This window comes from Roseomonas sp. 18066 (genome assembly GCF_902706185.1).
Lineage (GTDB): Bacteria > Pseudomonadota > Alphaproteobacteria > Acetobacterales > Acetobacteraceae > Pseudoroseomonas.
In genome coordinates this window covers 1-15,286 of sequence record NZ_CACSJM010000064.1, presented here as the reverse complement: position 1 = coordinate 15,286, position 15,286 = coordinate 1, and the positions used below count along the sequence as shown (strand labels likewise).

Here is a 15,286-nt window from a genome sequence, read left to right as displayed (position 1 = left end):
TCCGCGCCACCCATGGGTGCCCCAGGGGGGAGATAACGCTTGTTCGATTCTCTGACGACGCCGCGCCGCGTCGTCGTCACCGGGATGGGCATCGCTAGCCCGCTCGGCGTCGGCGTCGCCAATGTGTGGCAGCGGATGCTGGCAGGCGAGAGCGGCATCGGCCCGATCCGCCTGTTCGATGCCAAGGACCTTCCGGCACAGATCGCCGGCGAGGTCCCTGTCGGTTCCAAGGCCGAGGGGAAGCTCGACTTCAACGAGTGGATCCCGGTCAAGGACCAGAAGAAGATGGACCGCTTCATCCAGCTCGCCCTCGTGGCGGCGGTGGAGGCGGTCGAGGATTCGGGCTGGGTGCCCGAGTCGGAGGAAGATCGCTGCGCCACCGGCGTGATGATCGGCTCCGGCATCGGCGGCCTGCCGACGATTTCCGAGAACGCTCAACTGGTGGCTGGCGGCAAGTCGCGGCGGCTCTCGCCCTTCTTCATCCCTTCCGCGCTGATCAACCTGGCCTCCGGCCACGTCTCGATCCGCTACGGGTTCAAGGGGCCGAACCATGCGGTGGTCACCGCCTGCGCCACCGGCGTGCATGCGCTGGGCGACGCCGCCCGGCTGATCGCGCTGGGGGATGCCGACGTCATGGTCGCCGGCGGCACCGAGGCCGCCATCTGCGACATCGGCATGGCCGGCTTCTGCGCCGCCCGCGCCCTGTCGACCGGCTTCAACGACCGGCCTTCCGAGGGCTCGCGCCCCTGGGATGCGGGGCGTGACGGCTTCGTCATGGGCGAAGGCGCCGGCGTTCTCGTGCTCGAGGAATACGAGCATGCGAAGCAGCGTGGCGCCAAGATCTATGCCGAGGTCATCGGCTACGGCATGTCGGGCGACGCCTACCACATCACGGCGCCGGCGGAGGGCCATGACGGCGCCTACCGCGCCATGAAGGCCGCGCTGAAGGATGCCGGGATCACCCCTGAGCAGATCCAGTACGTCAACGCCCACGGCACCTCGACGCCGCTCGGCGACGACCTGGAGCTGGAGGCGGTGGAGCGGCTGTTCGGCGATGCCGGCAAGCAGGTGGCCATGTCGTCGACCAAGTCGGCGATCGGGCATCTGCTGGGGGCGGCCGGCGCGGTCGAGGGCATCTTCTCGATCCTGGCGATCCGCGACCAGGTGGCGCCGCCGACCCTGAACCTGCACGAGCCGTCCCGGCAGAGCGTGATCGACCGCGTCGCGCTCGAGGCGCAGCCGCGCAAGATCGAGGTGGCGCTGTCGAACAGCTTCGGCTTCGGCGGCACCAACGCCTCGATCCTGTTCCGCAAGGCGCCCTGATCCGGGACGCCTGACTGTCCAGGGGGCGCCGCGTCGCCCCCTGGCGGGATGCCTCCCCGCGAGGCATCCGCCCCCGCGGCGCCGGCCCATCCTGGCCGCCCCCTGTTCCCCGTCAGACAAGGGCCGATCGATGCGCAGGCTGCTGCGGATGCTGCTTCTGCTGGTGCTCCTGGCCGGGCTCGCCGCCGGCGGCGCCGCCTGGTGGGGCTGGCGCGAATACCAGGCGCCCGGGCCGCTGGCCGAGGCCACCGCCCTCGTCGTGCCCCGCGGCGGCACCGAGCAGATCGGCACCCTGCTGGCCGAGCGCGGCGCGCTGCGCGACACCCGCATCTTCTCCGCCGCCACCTGGCTGACCCGCCAGGCCGGGCCGCTGCGCGCCGGCGAATATCTGTTCCCGGCCCAGGCCTCGGTCGAGCAGGTGCTGGCCATCCTCCGCACCGCCCGCCCGGTGCAGCGCCGCCTGACCCTGGCCGAGGGCCTCAACGCCCGGCAGATGGCCGCGCTCATCAGCCAGGCCGAGGGCCTGACCGGCGAGACCCCCGCCTTCGCCGAGGGCGAGCTGCTGCCCGAGACCTATAACTACCTGTGGGGCGACACCCGCGCCGGCGTGATCCGCCGCGCCGGCATCGCCATGCGCGAGACCCTGGACCGGTTGTGGAAGGAGCGCGCCGAGGGCCTGCCGCTGGCCTCCGCCCGCGAAGCCCTGGTGCTGGCCTCGATCGTCGAGCGCGAGACCGGCCAGAAGGAGGAGCGCGGCCATGTCGCCGGCGTCTTCGTCAACCGGCTGAGGCGCGGGATGATGCTGCAGTCCGACCCGACGGTGGCCTATGCCGCCGCCGATGGCGGCACCCTGGACCGCCCTCTGTCCCGCGCCGACCTGGATCGCGACCACCCGTTCAACACCTACCGCATCCGTGGCCTGCCGCCGGGGCCGATCGCCAGCCCGGGCGTCGACGCGATCCGCGCCGTGCTGCAGCCGATGCAGACCGACGACCTGTACTTCGTCGCCGACGGCACCGGCGGCCATGCCTTCGCCCGGACCCTGGAAGAGCATAACCGCAACGTGGCGCGGTGGCGGGCGATCGAGAGAGCGAAGGCGCAGTAAGGGACCGGGCAGGCTGGGGGAATGAATTCCCCCAGACCCCCTTCTTTTTTCTGGGGTGACTGCCGTGTCCACGTGGAGACGGGACGTGAAACGGCCAGTCGACGGCGCGACCTGTGAGGGCGCGCTGTTTTCATATCTGGCGTCCCGCCGTGATGCCCTGGCGACGCGCATGTTGGTGCGCCGGTCTCCGAACGGCCGGTGATCAGAAAAAAGATGGGGTCCAGGGGAATTCATTCCCCTGGCCTGCCTCTGTCTTCTCTTCAGCCCTTCTCTGCTGACACGGGCTTCGCCGGAACCCGCGACGCCAACCAGGCCCGGATGCCGAGGGGAAGCGCCCCGGCCAACCGGGAGACCGCGTAGGTCGGCCAGGGGTAGGCGATGCGGGTGTGGCCGGCGGCCAGGCCCGCGAGGGTCCGGCGGGCGGCTTCCTCAGGTTCCATCATGAAGGGCATGGGGAAGCTGTTCACCGCCGTCATCGGCGTGCGGATATAGCCTGGGCAGATGGCGTGCAGGCGCAGGCCGCGGGCGCGTTCGGTCGCGTCGGTGGCTTCGGCCCAGCGTTGGACGGCGGCCTTGCTGGCGCAGTAGGCGGCAGCACCCGGGGCGGCGACGAAGGCGGCGACCGAGGAGACCACGCCGACCTGGCCGCGGATGCCGCGCGAATCGGGGGCCTGGGCGGCCATTTTCTCCAGGGCGGGCAGGGCGGTGTTGAGCACGCCCTGGACATTGGTGGCGAAGATCGCCTGGACCTGGCCAGCGGGCTCGCTCTGGCCGCCGGTGCCGCCGGAGATGCCGGCATTGGCGATCAGCAGGTCGAGCCCGTCCATGCCCTCGATCCAGGCGTGGCAGGCCGCGGCGTCGCGCACGTCGAGGGCGGTGGCGGTGACGGTGGCGCCTTTTGCCCGGCAGGCTTCGGCGCTGGCAGCCAGTCGGCCGGCGTCGCGGCCGGCCAGGTGCAGGGTGGCGCCGGGGCTGGCGCAGGCCTCGGCCAGGGCGCGGCCGAGGCCGGAGGAGGCGCCGGTGATGGCGATCCGTCGCCAGGGATTTGTCGGCATGCCTTGCATCCTGCTGCGGAGGGGGAGAGAAGGCCGGGCATGGCTCTCTCCTCGATGACCGGATTTGCCCGCCAGGCGGGCGCCCTGCCGGATGGCACGGGTTTCGTGTGGGAACTGCGCAGCGTCAACGGGCGCGGCCTGGATGTGCGGCTGCGGCTGCCGCCCGGGCTGGACCGGCTGGAGGCGCGGCTGCGCGATGCCGCCGCGGCGCGGTTCAAGCGCGGCAATATCTCCGCCACGCTGACCCTGAAGCGGGAGGAGCGGGTGGCGCGCCTGACCCCCGACCCGGCGGCGCTGGAGCAGGCGATCGCGCTGCTGGTGGCGGTCGCGGCCCGCATCCCCGGCTGCCCGCCGCCGCGGGCCGAGGCGGTGCTGGCCCTGCCCGGCGTGCTGCGCGCCGAGACCCAGGCCCCGGCCGAGGAGGAGGAGGGCGCCAAGCAGGCCGCGCTCGCCGCCGGCTTCGACGCGGCGCTGGCGGCGCTGGCCGAGTCGCGGGATGCGGAGGGCGAGAAGCTGGCCGCCATCCTGGAGACGCTGCTGGGCGAGATCTCGGCGCTGCGGGCGACGGCGATGACCGAGGCGGCGGCGCAGCCGGCGGCGCATCGCGCCCGGCTGCAGGCGGCGCTGGCCGAGCTGCTGGAGGGCGAGCACCGCGTCCCCGAGGAACGGCTGGCGGCCGAGGTCGCCCTGCTGGCCCAGAAATCCGATGTGCGGGAGGAGCTGGACCGGCTCGGCGCGCATGTCGATGCGGCGCGCGCGCTGCTGGCCCTGCCCGAGGCGGTGGGCCGGCGGGTGGAGTTCCTGGCCCAGGAATTCGGCCGCGAGGCCAATACGCTGGGCGCCAAATCGGCCAGCCTGGCGCTGACCCGGCTTTCCCTCGACCTCAAGGCCGCGATCGAGCGGCTGCGCGAGCAGGCGGCGAACATCGAATGAGCGAGACGACACGACCCAGCGAAACCAGGCGCGGCCTTTGCCTGGTGCTGGCCGCCCCCTCCGGCGCGGGAAAATCCTCGGTCAGCCGGGCGCTGCTGGCGGAGGAGCCAGAGCTGCATCTGTCGGTCAGCGCCACCACCCGCCAGCCGCGGCCGGGCGAGCAGGAGGGGGTGCATTACTTCTTCCGCGGCATGGACGAGTTCCTGGCCATGGAAGCCAGGGGCGAGATGCTGGAGTCCGCGGAAGTCTTCGGCCGGCGCTACGGCACGCCGCGCGCCCCGGTCGAGGCGGCGCTGGCCGCCGGGCAGGATGTGCTGTTCGATGTCGACTGGCAGGGGCACCGGCTGCTGCGCGCAGCGCTGCCGCAGGACGTGGTCGGCGTCTTCCTGCTGCCGCCGAGCCTGGAGGAGCTGGAACGCCGCTTGCATGGCCGCGGCCAGGATTCTGGCGAGGAGATCGCCCGTCGCATGCAGGCCGCCCGCGACGAGATCAGCCATTGGGCCGATTTCGACCATGTCCTGGTGAACCACGACTTCGCCGCGACAGTGGCCGCGGTGCGCGCCGTGCTGCATGCCGCGCGCAGCACCGGGCCGCGCCAGCCCGGGCTGCCGGGCTTCATCGACGGGTTGCTGCGGGTCTGATGCGCGGCCGGCCTCGCCTTGCCGTGCTGCCGGGCGGGGCCGGCTGATGCAGACGCTGCTGACCGTGGTCGCGCCGATCTTCCTGCTGATCGGCATCGGCTACGTCGCCGCCCGCCGCCGCTGGATCTCGGAGGAGGGGCTGAGCGGGATGACGGATTTCGTCTTCCGCCTGGCCATGCCCTGCCTGCTGATCAACGGCGCCACCACGCCGCATCCGAATGGCGGGCTGACCGCCTTCGCCTTCTTCGCCGGCTGCCTGGTGACCTATGGCCTGGCGCTGCTGCTGTCGGGCGGCGTGCTGCGGATGCGCCTGGCGGAGGGCGGCACCTTCGCGCTCAACGCCGCCTTCGGCAACACGGCGATGATCGGCATCCCGCTGGTGCTGGCCGCCTATGGCCAGGCCGGGCTGTCGCAGATGCTGGCCATCGTCGGGCTGCATTCGCTGATCCTGCTGCCGATCGGCACCGTGGTCGGCGAGATCGCGCAGAATGCCCGCGCCCCGCTGGCCGCCATCGCCAAGGCGACCTTCGTCTCCGTGCTGAAGAATCCGATCGTCATGGCGGTGCTGATCGGGCTGGTGATCACGCTGGCGGGCATTCCGGTGCCGCCGGTGGCGCGGCGCTTCCTGGAGATGACCGGCCTGGCCGGGCCGCCGGTGGCGCTGTTCTGCCTGGGCGCCGGCCTGATCGCCTTCGATGCGCGGCGCGACTGGCCGCAGGCGCTGTTCTGCACGGTGCTGAAGCTGCTGCTGATGCCGGCGATGGTCTGGCTGCTGGCCTGGCTGGTCGGGCTGCCGCCGCTGGCCACCGCCGTCGCCGTGCTGGCCGCCGGCATGCCGACCGGGGCCAATGCCTTCTTCCTGGCGCGCCGCTATGGCGCCGGCGCCGACAGTTCGGGGGCGACCGTGCTGCTGTCCACCATCCTGTCGGTGGCCACCCTGGCGGTGCTGCTCGCCATCCTGTGAGGCGACCGCGGGGCCGGCGGCGGTTGAAGCCGCCGCCCGGCCACCCTTCATACCGCGCAGCGAAGCGGGGCGCGGCCTGTCAGAAGAACGTCACTGGCCCCTGGCGCTCAATGCAGGGTGAATTGCCCGTCGGCATAGCGGAACTCGGCGGGGCGGGTCAGCGCGGCCGAGGCGACGCGGACCGAATGCAGCGGCCCCTCGATCTCGCGCTGCCAGAAATGGAGGAAGTCGTGCAGGGCCGGAAAGCCCGGCGCCCGGTCGAGCTTCTGCCAGACGAAGCTCTGCAGCAGGCCCGGATGGTCCGGCAGGTGGTAGAGGATTTCGGCCGTGGTCAGGCGCCAGTCGGGCATCGTTTCCGGGATGCGGACGAAGGCTTCGATCTCCCGCAGCAGCATGCGCGCTCCTCTCGATACGCCCCTTCCGTGCCCTGGCCTGGCCGCCAGCCGGGGCGGCGGGCGGCGATGCCGGTGTCCAGGGGGCGGTGCAGCATGGCATGGCGCCCGCCGGGTCGCGCAAGAAAAACCGTGTTTTCAGGCGCTTAGCACTCATTTTCGCAGAGTGCTGCTGGGCGCTTGACGGCTTCCACAGGGCATCCTAGATCGTCAGCACTCGCCCAGGGTGAGTGCTAACCAGGCTCACCCGCCGGGTGGGGCAACCGTCGCTGAATGCGCCATATAGGGCGTCAGGAGAGGGTCTATGAAGTTTCGTCCCCTGCATGATCGTGTCGTTGTTCGCCGGCTGACCGCCGAAGAGAAGACGTCCGGTGGCATCATTATTCCCGACACCGCCAAGGAAAAGCCGATGGAAGGCGAGATCGTCGCCGTCGGTTCCGGCGCGCGCAACGAGCAGGGCGTCGTCGTCGCCCTGGACGTGAAGGTCGGCGACCGCGTTCTGTTCGGCAAGTGGTCGGGCACCGAGGTGAAGATCAGCGGCGAAGACCTGCTGATCATGAAGGAATCCGACCTGATGGGCGTGATCGCGGCCTGATCAGGGAAACCTGGCCAAGCTTGCGGACCCCCACCTTCCACCAGAACAGACGAGGTAATTACCATGGCTGCTAAGGACGTTAAGTTCGGCGCCTCCGCCCGTGAGCGCATGCTGCGCGGCGTGGACATCCTGGCCGACGCCGTCAAGGTGACGCTGGGCCCGAAGGGCCGCAATGTCGTCATCGACAAGTCCTTCGGCGCCCCGCGCATCACCAAGGACGGTGTGACGGTCGCCAAGGAAATCGAGCTGGCCGACAAGTTCGAGAACATGGGCGCGCAGATGGTGCGCGAAGTGGCCTCGAAGCAGAACGACCTGGCCGGCGACGGCACCACCACCGCCACCGTGCTGGCCCAGGCCATCATCCGTGAAGGCGCCAAGGCGGTTGCCGCCGGCCTGAACCCGATGGACCTGAAGCGCGGCGTCGACAAGGCGGTCACCGTCATCGTCGAGGACCTGAAGTCCAAGACCCGCAAGATCACCACCTCCGCCGAAGTGGCGCAGGTCGGCACGCTCTCCGCCAATGGCGAGCGCGAGATCGGCGAGATGATCGCGACCGCCATGGAGCGCGTCGGCAACGAGGGCGTCATCACGGTCGAGGAAGCCAAGGGCATCCAGACCGAGCTGGACGTCGTCGAGGGCATGCAGTTCGACCGCGGCTACGTCTCCCCGTATTTCATCACGAATGCGGAGAAGATGATCGCCGAGCTCGAGAACCCCTACATCCTGATCCACGAGAAGAAGCTGTCCCAGCTGCAGCCGATGCTGCCGCTGCTGGAGACGGTGGTGCAGAGCGGCCGTCCGCTGATCATCGTGGCCGAGGATGTCGAGGGCGAGGCGCTCGCCACCCTGGTCGTCAACAAGCTGCGCGGTGGCCTGAAGATCGCCGCCGTCAAGGCGCCGGGCTTCGGTGACCGCCGCAAGGCGATGCTGGAAGACATCGCCATCCTGACCGGTGGCCAGGTGATCTCCGAGGATCTCGGCATCAAGCTCGAGACCGTGACGCTCGCCATGCTCGGCCAGGCCAAGATGGTCCGGATCGAGAAGGAGAACACCACGATCGTCGACGGCGCCGGCGCCAAGGACGACATCCTGGGCCGCGTCGAGCAGATCAAGGCGCAGATCGAGGAGACCTCCTCGGACTACGACCGCGAGAAGCTGCAGGAGCGCCTGGCGAAGCTGGCCGGTGGCGTCGCCGTCATCCGCGTCGGCGGCTCGACCGAGGTCGAGGTGAAGGAGCGCAAGGATCGCGTCGACGACGCGCTGCACGCGACCCGCGCCGCGGTCGAGGAAGGCATCGTCCCCGGTGGTGGCGTGGCGCTGCTGCGCGCCTCGCTGAAGCTGGCCGAGCTGAAGGGCTTCAACAACGACGAGCAGGTCGGCATCGAGATCGTTCGCCGCGCTGTCGCCGTGCCGCTGAAGCAGATTGCCGAGAACGCCGGCAAGGACGGCGCCGTGATCGCCGGTGAGGTCCTGCGCGACAGCACCTACGAGTACGGCTACGACGCCCAGCTGGACGAGTACAAGGACCTGGTCGCGGCCGGCATCATCGATCCGACCAAGGTGGTTCGCACCGCCCTGCAGGACGCGGCCTCCATCGCGTCGCTGCTGATCACGACCGAGGCGATGATCGCCGAGCGTCCGTCGAAGGGTTCGGCTCCGGCCGGCGGCCCGGGCGGCATGGGCGGCATGGGCGGCGACATGGATTTCTGATCCTTCCCAGGATCAGGCTTTGTCGAGGGGAGGGGCGGCCTGCAAGGGCCGCCCCTTCTTCGTTCTGGCGGGTGCCGCCGGCACGCCTCCGGCGGCGGTGTCGTTGCGCGGCGGCGTCGTTCCGGTGTGGCAAAACCCGTCCGCCCGGTCGGTTGGCGTTTTGGCCTCCCGCCTGTGCAGGGCATGATGCTTTCGTTGCGGATTCGAACGTTGGCGCTGCGGTTTGCGTTGACAGCCTGTAAACGATCTGCCTCACTTCCCCCACCAGCCGCTTCCGCCGCCTTGCCGTGCCTCCGGAGACCCGGGCGCTCTTCAAGCCGAACCCGGGAACCGGATGGACCTCACGGGCGAGGGCGCTCCTGCCCTGCCAAGCGCATTAGGAGTGCACCAACATGGCGATGGGTACCGTCAAGTGGTTCAATGCGACCAAGGGCTTCGGCTTCATCGTCCCGCAGGACGGCGGCAAGGATGTGTTCGTCCACATCACCGCCGTGCAGAAGGCCGGGCTGCAGGGGCTGAACGAGAACCAGAAGATCAGCTACGACGTGGTGATGGAGCGCGGTAAGGCCGCCGCCACCAACCTCAAGCCGCTCTGAGCGGAAGCGCCGTGCCGGCAGGGAGCGACGGCGCCCTGCCGGCTGGCGGTCATGGCCCCGGGTCCGGCCGGGCGCGACAGGCCGCCCGCGCCGCCAAGCTGGCCATGGTCGCCGGCCTCGCCGCCTTCGCGCTGCTGGTGGCCTTCAACAACCTCATCGACTACGGCTCGAACTTCGCCTTCGTGGCGCATGTGCTGAGCATGGACACCACCTTCCCCGACACCACGCTGCGCAGCCGGGCGATCACCGCGCCGGCGCTGTGGCATGCGGGCTATGCCGGCATCATCCTGGGCGAGGCGCTGACCGGGCTGTGCTTCGCGCTCGCCGCGCTCGGCATGGCGCGCGGCTTCCGCGGCGACGGCTTCACCCGCGCCAAGGCCTGGGCGCATGCCGGCGCGGGCCTCGGCTTCCTGGTCTGGTTCCTGGGCTTCCAGGTGCTGGGCGGCGAGTGGTTCGCCATGTGGCAATCCGCCCAGTGGAACGGCCAGGAAAGCGCCTTCCGCTTCGTGGCCATGATCCTGGGCGTCGCCATCTACGTCAGCCAGCCGGAATAGGGCCTCAGGCCGTCTCCCAGCCGATCGCGCGCCTGAGGAAAGCGGCGCCGAGCGCGGAGAAGCTGGCCACCTCGGCATTGTCCTTGCCGTAGCCATGGCCGCCGGCCTCGGGCTCGTAGAAGGACGCCCGGTAGCCCATCTCCTGCAGCTTGGCGGCCATCTTGCGGGCATGGCCCGGATGGACCCGGTCGTCGCGCCGCGTCGTCGCCAGCAGGATCGGTGGATAGGGCTGCCCGGGCTTCGCCGCATGATAGGCGGAGAAATGGCGGATGAAGTCCCAGTCCTCAGCCTTGTCCGGGTCGCCGTATTCGGCGATCCAGCTCGCGCCGGCCAGCAGCTTCGTGTAGCGGCGCATGTCGATCAGCGGGATGGTGCAGAACAGCGCGCCGAAGCGCTCCGGATAGCGGGTCAGCATATTGGCGATCAGCAGCCCGCCATTCGAGCCGCCCTCAGCCGCGATCCGCTTCGGCACGGTGACGCCGCGCGTCACCAGGTCGGCCGCGATGGCGGCGAAGTCGTCATGGCTGCGCGCCTTGGCCGCCAGGCGCCCGGCCTCGTGCCAGGCGGTGCCGAACTCGCCGCCGCCGCGGATCTGGCCAATCACCGCGGTGCCGCCCTTCTGCAGCCACAGCCGGCCGACGCCCGCCGAGTAATAGGGCAGGCGCGACACCTGGAAGCCGCCATAGGCCGAGAGGTGCACCGGCGCCTGGCCGGATTCGTCCTTCGGGCCGATCTGCACATAGGGAATGCGCTCGCCATCGGCCGAGATCGCCTCGTGGCGGGAAACGGTCAGGCCGGCAGCGTCGAAGCTGGGCGATGACGCCTTCAGCAGGGCGGGCGATGCCGGCGCGGTCGACGTCAGGAGAAGCTGCGGTGGCGTCACCGGGTCCTGCACCATGGCCAGCAGCGTGCCGTCGGATTCCTCGAGCTCCGCATCCAGCGGCCAGAGGTCGACCACGCCGATGCGCGGCAGGCCCGGCACCTCGGCCACCGCCCAGCTGCCCGGGGTCAGCAGCTGGTAGACCGGCGCCAGGTCGTCGAGGATCGCCAGCACCACCTTGCCATGGCACCAGAAGAAGCCCTGCAGCGACAGGCGCGGCGCCGGGGTGAACAGCACGCGCGGGTCCAGGTGGCCGGCCATCAGCGCGGTGAAGGACAGGCCCAGCAGGGTGTCGGGGGCATAGGTCGCCTCGCCCACCGTCCAGGGGCTGCGCGGCTTCACCACGACATGCCCGGCCTGCCAGGCGTAGGTCGCGTCGGTCGGCAGCGGGATGCGGTGCTGCGGCCCGCCGCGGTCGCCCAGATGGATGGTGCCGTCGAAGAAGCCGGTCTTCTCCATGAACAGCAGCACTTCCTGGCCGCCCTCGCGGTCGACATTGCCCCAGGCGCCCATGCTGTCGACGGGCGCCTCGAACAGCACCTGCGCGGCCATCGGGTCGCCGCCGCGGTGCCACAGCCGGATGCGGCGCGGATAGCCGGCGCTGGTGGCATTGCCCTCGCCCAGCGCGGTGGACAGCAGCAGCGTGTCGCGGTCGAGCCAGACCGTGCTGCTCTTGCCCTCGGCCAGGGTGAAGCCGTCCTCCGGGAAGGCCAAGGCGTGCAGGTCGAATTCGCGCAGCACCACGGCGTCGCCGCCACCGCGCGACAGCCGCAGCATGGCGCGGTCATGCGCGCTGAACAGGGTGGTGGCGCCGGCCCAGACCCAGTCCTCGGCTTCCTCGGCCGCCAGGGCGTCGAGGTCGAGCAGCAGCTGCCAGTCCGGCTGGTCCTGGCGGAAGCCGGCCATGGTGGTGCGGCGCCAGATCCCGCGCGGATGCGCCGCATCCTGCCAGAAATTATACAGATGCGCGCCGCGGCGGGTGACGTGCGGCAGCTTGCCCGGGCGGTCGAGGGCCGCCTTCAGCCCGTCGCGGTCGGCGGCGACCCGGTCATCGGCCAGGCGTTCCAGCACCTGCTCGTTCTGGGCGGCGACCCAGGCCAGGGCGCGATCGCCCTCGATCTCCTCCAGCCACAGGAAAGGGTCGTCGTCCGGCGCCTCGATCGTCGGTCGCTGATCCATCTTGTCGTCCTTCCGGGCTGGCGTATCAGGGGGGCGGCGGCGCCGGCCTCACACGATCTGGTAGCGGGCCTTGGCGGCGCGCTCGATGGCGCCGGCGATCAGCCGGTCCAGGTCCATGCCGATGCGGAAATCCTGCAGGAAGCGCAGCTCCTCCTGCGTCGCGTCGCCGTCCGCCGCGGCGACCTCGCAGGCCAGCAGGTAGGCGGTCTCGCGCAGGCGGGGCGGCAGCGCCTCGCGGATCAGGGCGCAGGCGCGGTCGAGGCCGTCATTCTGCTCCAGCAGGCTGAGGCAGCTTTCGGTCACCGCCTCGATCTCCTGCGCATGGAAATCGGCGAAGACCGGCAGCTCCTGCACCAGGCGCGACATCATGCCCAGCTCGGCGTCCGACATCTGGCGGTCGGCGGCCGACATCAGGACCATGGCGCAGATCAGCGCCTCCTGGGCGGTGAAGCGGATCTTCGTGTGCGGCATCGGCTCTTTCCTTTTCCCGCAAGGCCTAACGCGTTGCGGCGCGCGGTTCAACGTTCGGCCAGGAAGGCGGTTGTCTGCCGCACCGCCTCGGCCAGGCCCAGCCGCTGCGGCACCACCCCCTCCGGTAGCCCGGCCAGCAGGCGGGAGGGGGTGCGCGGGTCGAGCAGCACGAAGACGCCGCGGTCATCGGCGCGGCGGATCAATCTTCCGAAGGCCTGGCGCAGGCGGTGGCGGGCGATGGCGTCGTCATAGCCGCCGGGCCGCCCGCCGGAGAGGTGGATGCGCCGCTCCCGGTGCAGGATCGAGGGGCGCGGCCAGGGCACCCGGTCGAAGACCAGCAGCCGCAGCGCCCGGCCAGGGACATCGACGCCATCCCGCAGCGCATCCGTGCCCAGCAGACAGGAATCTTCTTCAGCGCGGAAGATGTCGACCAGGGTGGCGCTGTCCATGGCGTCGACATGCTGGGCGTAGAGCGGCAGCCCGGCCTCGGCCAAGGCGGGCGCGATGCGGGCATGCACGTCGCGCAGCCGGCGGATCGCGGTGAACAGCCCGAGCGCGCCGCCGCCGGCGGCGACGAACAGCTGCTGCATGGCGGCGGCCACCTGGCCCGGGCTGTCGCGGCTCATGTCCTCGACGACGAAGGCGCGGGTATTGGCGGCATAGTCGAAGGGCGAGGGGACGGCCGCGCGGATCGCGGGGGCGGCCAGGTGCTGCACGCCGGTGCGCGCCTCGGCCTCGCGCCAGGCGGCCTCGGGGTCGCGGCGGGCGGTGTCGCGCAAGGTCGCCGAGGCGATCAGCACGCCATGCGCCGGGGCGGCCACTTGCGTCGCGAAGGGCACCGTCGGGTCCAGCCAGTGGCGGTGCAGCCCGGCATCGATGTCGCGGCCCTCGCGCCGGGTCAGCGCCAGCCAGTCGACATAGGTCGGGCGCTGGCCGGGCTCGGTCGGGTCCTCGCGCAGCCGGCGCAGCATGGACAGCCAGGCGGTCAGCGGCATGACGGCGCGGCGCTCGATGCTGCGGCAGGCGGTCTCGAGCCGGATGCGCACCCCGGTCTCCAGCTCCTGCTCCGGGTCCTCCAGCAGGGCGGCCAGCAGCTTTCCCAGGTATTTCAGCGGGTCGCGCAGCGATTCCAGCGCGGTCTCCAGCGAGGCCGCGGCCTCGGGCAGGCCTTCATGCAGCGGGTGCAGGTCGCATTCGGCGTCGTAGAGCGGATCGCCCTCGGCGGTGCGCGCCATCACCTGGCCGCGCACGGCGCGCAGGAACTCCTCGGCCGGGGAGCTGTCGCGGAACACCGCGCGGCTCGGGATGCGCGGCAGGGTCGGGCCGCGCGGATCCTCGGGCAGCTCCTCGCGGTCCTCAGCGCGCTCGGCATCGGCCTCGGGCAGGGCGGCCCAGCGGTCCCACCAGCCGGGGGAGGGCAGGGCGCGGGCGGCATGCTCGGTCAGCTCCAGCGGCGGCAGCAGCGCCGGGTGGTCGACCAGCAGCTCCTCCAGCCGCCGGCGCAGGCCCCGCGCCCGGCCGCGGCCGCCCTCGTTGCCCATCAGCCAGCGGCGCAGCTCGGCCATCTCGGCGCCCGAGAGCTCGGCCGAGAAGGCGCCATCGGCCGCGTCGAACAGGTGGTGGCCCTCGTCGAAGACATAGCGCAGCGCCGGCCCGTCCTCGCCGCCGCCCAGCGCCGCCTGCACCATCACCAGCGCGTGGTTGGCCACCACCAGATGCGCGCCGGCGGCGCGGCGGATCGAATGCTCGACATAGCAGCGCTTCCAATGCGGGCAGGCCGAGTGGATGCATTCGCCGCGGCGGTCGGCGAGGAGAGAAATCGCCCCGGCCGGGAACAGCTCGGCCAGCCAGCCGGGGAAGTCGCCGCCCAGGATATCGCCGTCCCGCGTCGCCAGCGCCCAGCGCGACACCAGCGACAGCGCGGTGATCCGCCCGGCCATGGCGCCGGTGACCGCCTCGTCATAGTTCAGCAGACAAAGATAATTCTCGCGGCCCTTGCGGATGACGACGCGCTTCCGCCGTTCCTCCGGGTCCGGGTAGAGCCGGGCCAGCTCCTGGTCGAGCTGGCGCTGCAGGTTGCGGGTATAGGTGGCGATCCAGACCGGCGCGCCGTTGCGCTCGGCCCAGAGGCTGGCCGGCGCGACATAGCCCAGCGTCTTGCCGGTGCCGGTTCCCGCCTCGGCCAGCACCAGCCGGGGCTCGCCCGGATTGTCCCGTGGGGTGAAGGCCATCGAGGCGGCGGACGAAAAATCGGCCTGGGAGGGCCGCTGCTCGGCGCCATCCCCCAGGATCTCGGCCAGGCGGGTGCGGGCCTCGGCCGGGGTGACGGTGTGGCTGGAGGGCGGCGGCGCCGGCGCCTCCTCCTCCCAGTCCGGCAGCACGCGCCAGACCTTCAGCGCATCGGCCGAGCCGCGGGCGGCGGGCTGGCCGATCGCCGCCAGCACCGCCTCGGCCCAGGGCCAGTCGGCGGCGTCGCGCATCCGGGCGGCCAGCGCCCCTGCATCCTTGTTCAGCGGCGCCGAACGGGCGCGGGCCAGGCGGCGCAGCAGCTCGGCCGCCATCTGCGGCAGCAGGGCGGCGGCCGCCTCCGCATCGGCCGGCGGCTCCATGTCGAGCGCCAGGGCCAGGCCGCGCGGCGTCGGCGGCGCGGGCGTCGCCGGCAGGCAGAAGGCGAAAAGCTCCAGCAGGTCATAGGCGCCGGGCAGGCCGGGCAGGTTCAGCCGCTTCGCCGTCGCCGGCGCATGCACCAGGATCGGCGCCCCGAGCTCGCGCAGCAGCGCCGGCAGCTCGCGCGGATGCGGGGTGAAGAGCTCGCCATCCGGGGTCAGCAGCGCGGCGCGGCCGGGCGCCGGGGTGACCAGGGCCGGGCCGTCGGGCAGCAGCAGGCG

General features: G+C 71.4%; 14 protein-coding genes. 9 read left to right on the top strand and 5 right to left on the bottom strand.

From position 1 onward, the window contains the following. The first annotated feature begins 39 nt into the window (after nt 1-39). The gene (gene fabF / locus GVN67_RS14600) at nt 40-1,323 is read left to right on the top strand and encodes a beta-ketoacyl-ACP synthase II (protein WP_159997183.1); all 1,284 of its coding nucleotides are present in this window, start codon (nt 40-42) and stop codon (nt 1,321-1,323) included. Between the two features lie 130 nt (nt 1,324-1,453). Then, nucleotides 1,454-2,428, top strand: coding sequence for an endolytic transglycosylase MltG (mltG, locus tag GVN67_RS14595; protein ID WP_159997181.1), 975 nt, complete (start codon nt 1,454-1,456; stop codon nt 2,426-2,428). 260 nt (nt 2,429-2,688) lie between these two features. On the opposite strand, the gene GVN67_RS14590 is transcribed toward mltG, so the two are convergent. Continuing rightward, nucleotides 2,689-3,492: an SDR family NAD(P)-dependent oxidoreductase gene (locus GVN67_RS14590; RefSeq protein ID WP_159997179.1), complete on the bottom strand. Its 804-nt coding sequence runs from the start codon at nt 3,490-3,492 to the stop codon at nt 2,689-2,691. A gap of 30 nt (nt 3,493-3,522) precedes the next feature. Here GVN67_RS14590 and GVN67_RS14585 point away from each other — a divergent pair, with 30 nt between their 5' ends. From GVN67_RS14585 to GVN67_RS14575, 3 genes are read left to right on the top strand one after another with little or no spacing between them, the layout of a single operon-like run. Next, on the top strand, nt 3,523-4,416 hold the full coding sequence (locus GVN67_RS14585) for a YicC/YloC family endoribonuclease (RefSeq protein WP_159997177.1): 894 nt from the start codon (nt 3,523-3,525) through the stop codon (nt 4,414-4,416). Then, nucleotides 4,413-5,057: a guanylate kinase gene (gmk, locus tag GVN67_RS14580; protein WP_159997175.1), complete on the top strand. Its 645-nt coding sequence runs from the start codon at nt 4,413-4,415 to the stop codon at nt 5,055-5,057. The genes GVN67_RS14585 and gmk overlap by 4 nt, the downstream gene beginning before the upstream one ends. Before the next feature lie 46 nt (nt 5,058-5,103). Continuing rightward, nucleotides 5,104-6,021 carry an AEC family transporter gene (locus tag GVN67_RS14575; RefSeq protein ID WP_159997173.1) on the top strand — a complete coding sequence of 306 codons (918 nt, stop codon included), beginning with the start codon at nt 5,104-5,106 and terminating at the stop codon, nt 6,019-6,021. A 107-nt stretch (nt 6,022-6,128) separates the two neighbouring features. Here the strand turns inward: GVN67_RS14575 and GVN67_RS14570 are convergent, their stop codons facing one another. Further along, the gene (locus GVN67_RS14570) at nt 6,129-6,416 is read right to left on the bottom strand and encodes an usg protein (protein ID WP_159997171.1); all 288 of its coding nucleotides are present in this window, start codon (nt 6,414-6,416) and stop codon (nt 6,129-6,131) included. Nucleotides 6,417-6,717: 301 nt separating this feature from the next. On the opposite strand from GVN67_RS14570, the gene groES reads away from it, so the two are divergent. The 4 genes from groES to GVN67_RS14550 all read left to right on the top strand — a co-directional run bounded on the left by groES (nt 6,718) and on the right by GVN67_RS14550 (nt 9,868). Next, nucleotides 6,718-7,008, top strand: a complete 291-nt coding sequence (gene groES / locus GVN67_RS14565; protein WP_159997169.1) for a co-chaperone GroES — start codon at nt 6,718-6,720, stop codon at nt 7,006-7,008. Between the two features lie 63 nt (nt 7,009-7,071). Then, nucleotides 7,072-8,718 (top strand): chaperonin GroEL, encoded by a 1,647-nt coding sequence (gene groL / locus GVN67_RS14560; RefSeq protein WP_159997167.1) that lies wholly within the window; start codon nt 7,072-7,074, stop codon nt 8,716-8,718. Nucleotides 8,719-9,110: 392 nt separating this feature from the next. Further along, nucleotides 9,111-9,314: a cold-shock protein gene (locus tag GVN67_RS14555; RefSeq protein WP_159997164.1), complete on the top strand. Its 204-nt coding sequence runs from the start codon at nt 9,111-9,113 to the stop codon at nt 9,312-9,314. A 35-nt stretch (nt 9,315-9,349) separates the two neighbouring features. Further along, on the top strand, nt 9,350-9,868 hold the full coding sequence (locus GVN67_RS14550; protein ID WP_368667244.1) for a DUF2165 family protein: 519 nt from the start codon (nt 9,350-9,352) through the stop codon (nt 9,866-9,868). Nucleotides 9,869-9,872: 4 nt separating this feature from the next. Here the strand turns inward: GVN67_RS14550 and GVN67_RS14545 are convergent, their stop codons facing one another. From GVN67_RS14545 to GVN67_RS14535, 3 genes are read right to left on the bottom strand one after another with little or no spacing between them, the layout of a single operon-like run. Then, complete coding sequence (locus GVN67_RS14545; RefSeq protein WP_159997162.1) at nt 9,873-11,927, bottom strand: prolyl oligopeptidase family protein; 2,055 nt, start codon at nt 11,925-11,927, stop codon at nt 9,873-9,875. A 48-nt stretch (nt 11,928-11,975) separates the two neighbouring features. Then, nucleotides 11,976-12,398, bottom strand: coding sequence for a tellurite resistance TerB family protein (locus GVN67_RS14540; protein ID WP_159997160.1), 423 nt, complete (start codon nt 12,396-12,398; stop codon nt 11,976-11,978). Between the two features lie 47 nt (nt 12,399-12,445). After that, nucleotides 12,446-15,280 (bottom strand): ATP-dependent DNA helicase, encoded by a 2,835-nt coding sequence (locus GVN67_RS14535; protein ID WP_159997218.1) that lies wholly within the window; start codon nt 15,278-15,280, stop codon nt 12,446-12,448. Between the last annotated feature and the right edge of the window lie 6 nt (nt 15,281-15,286).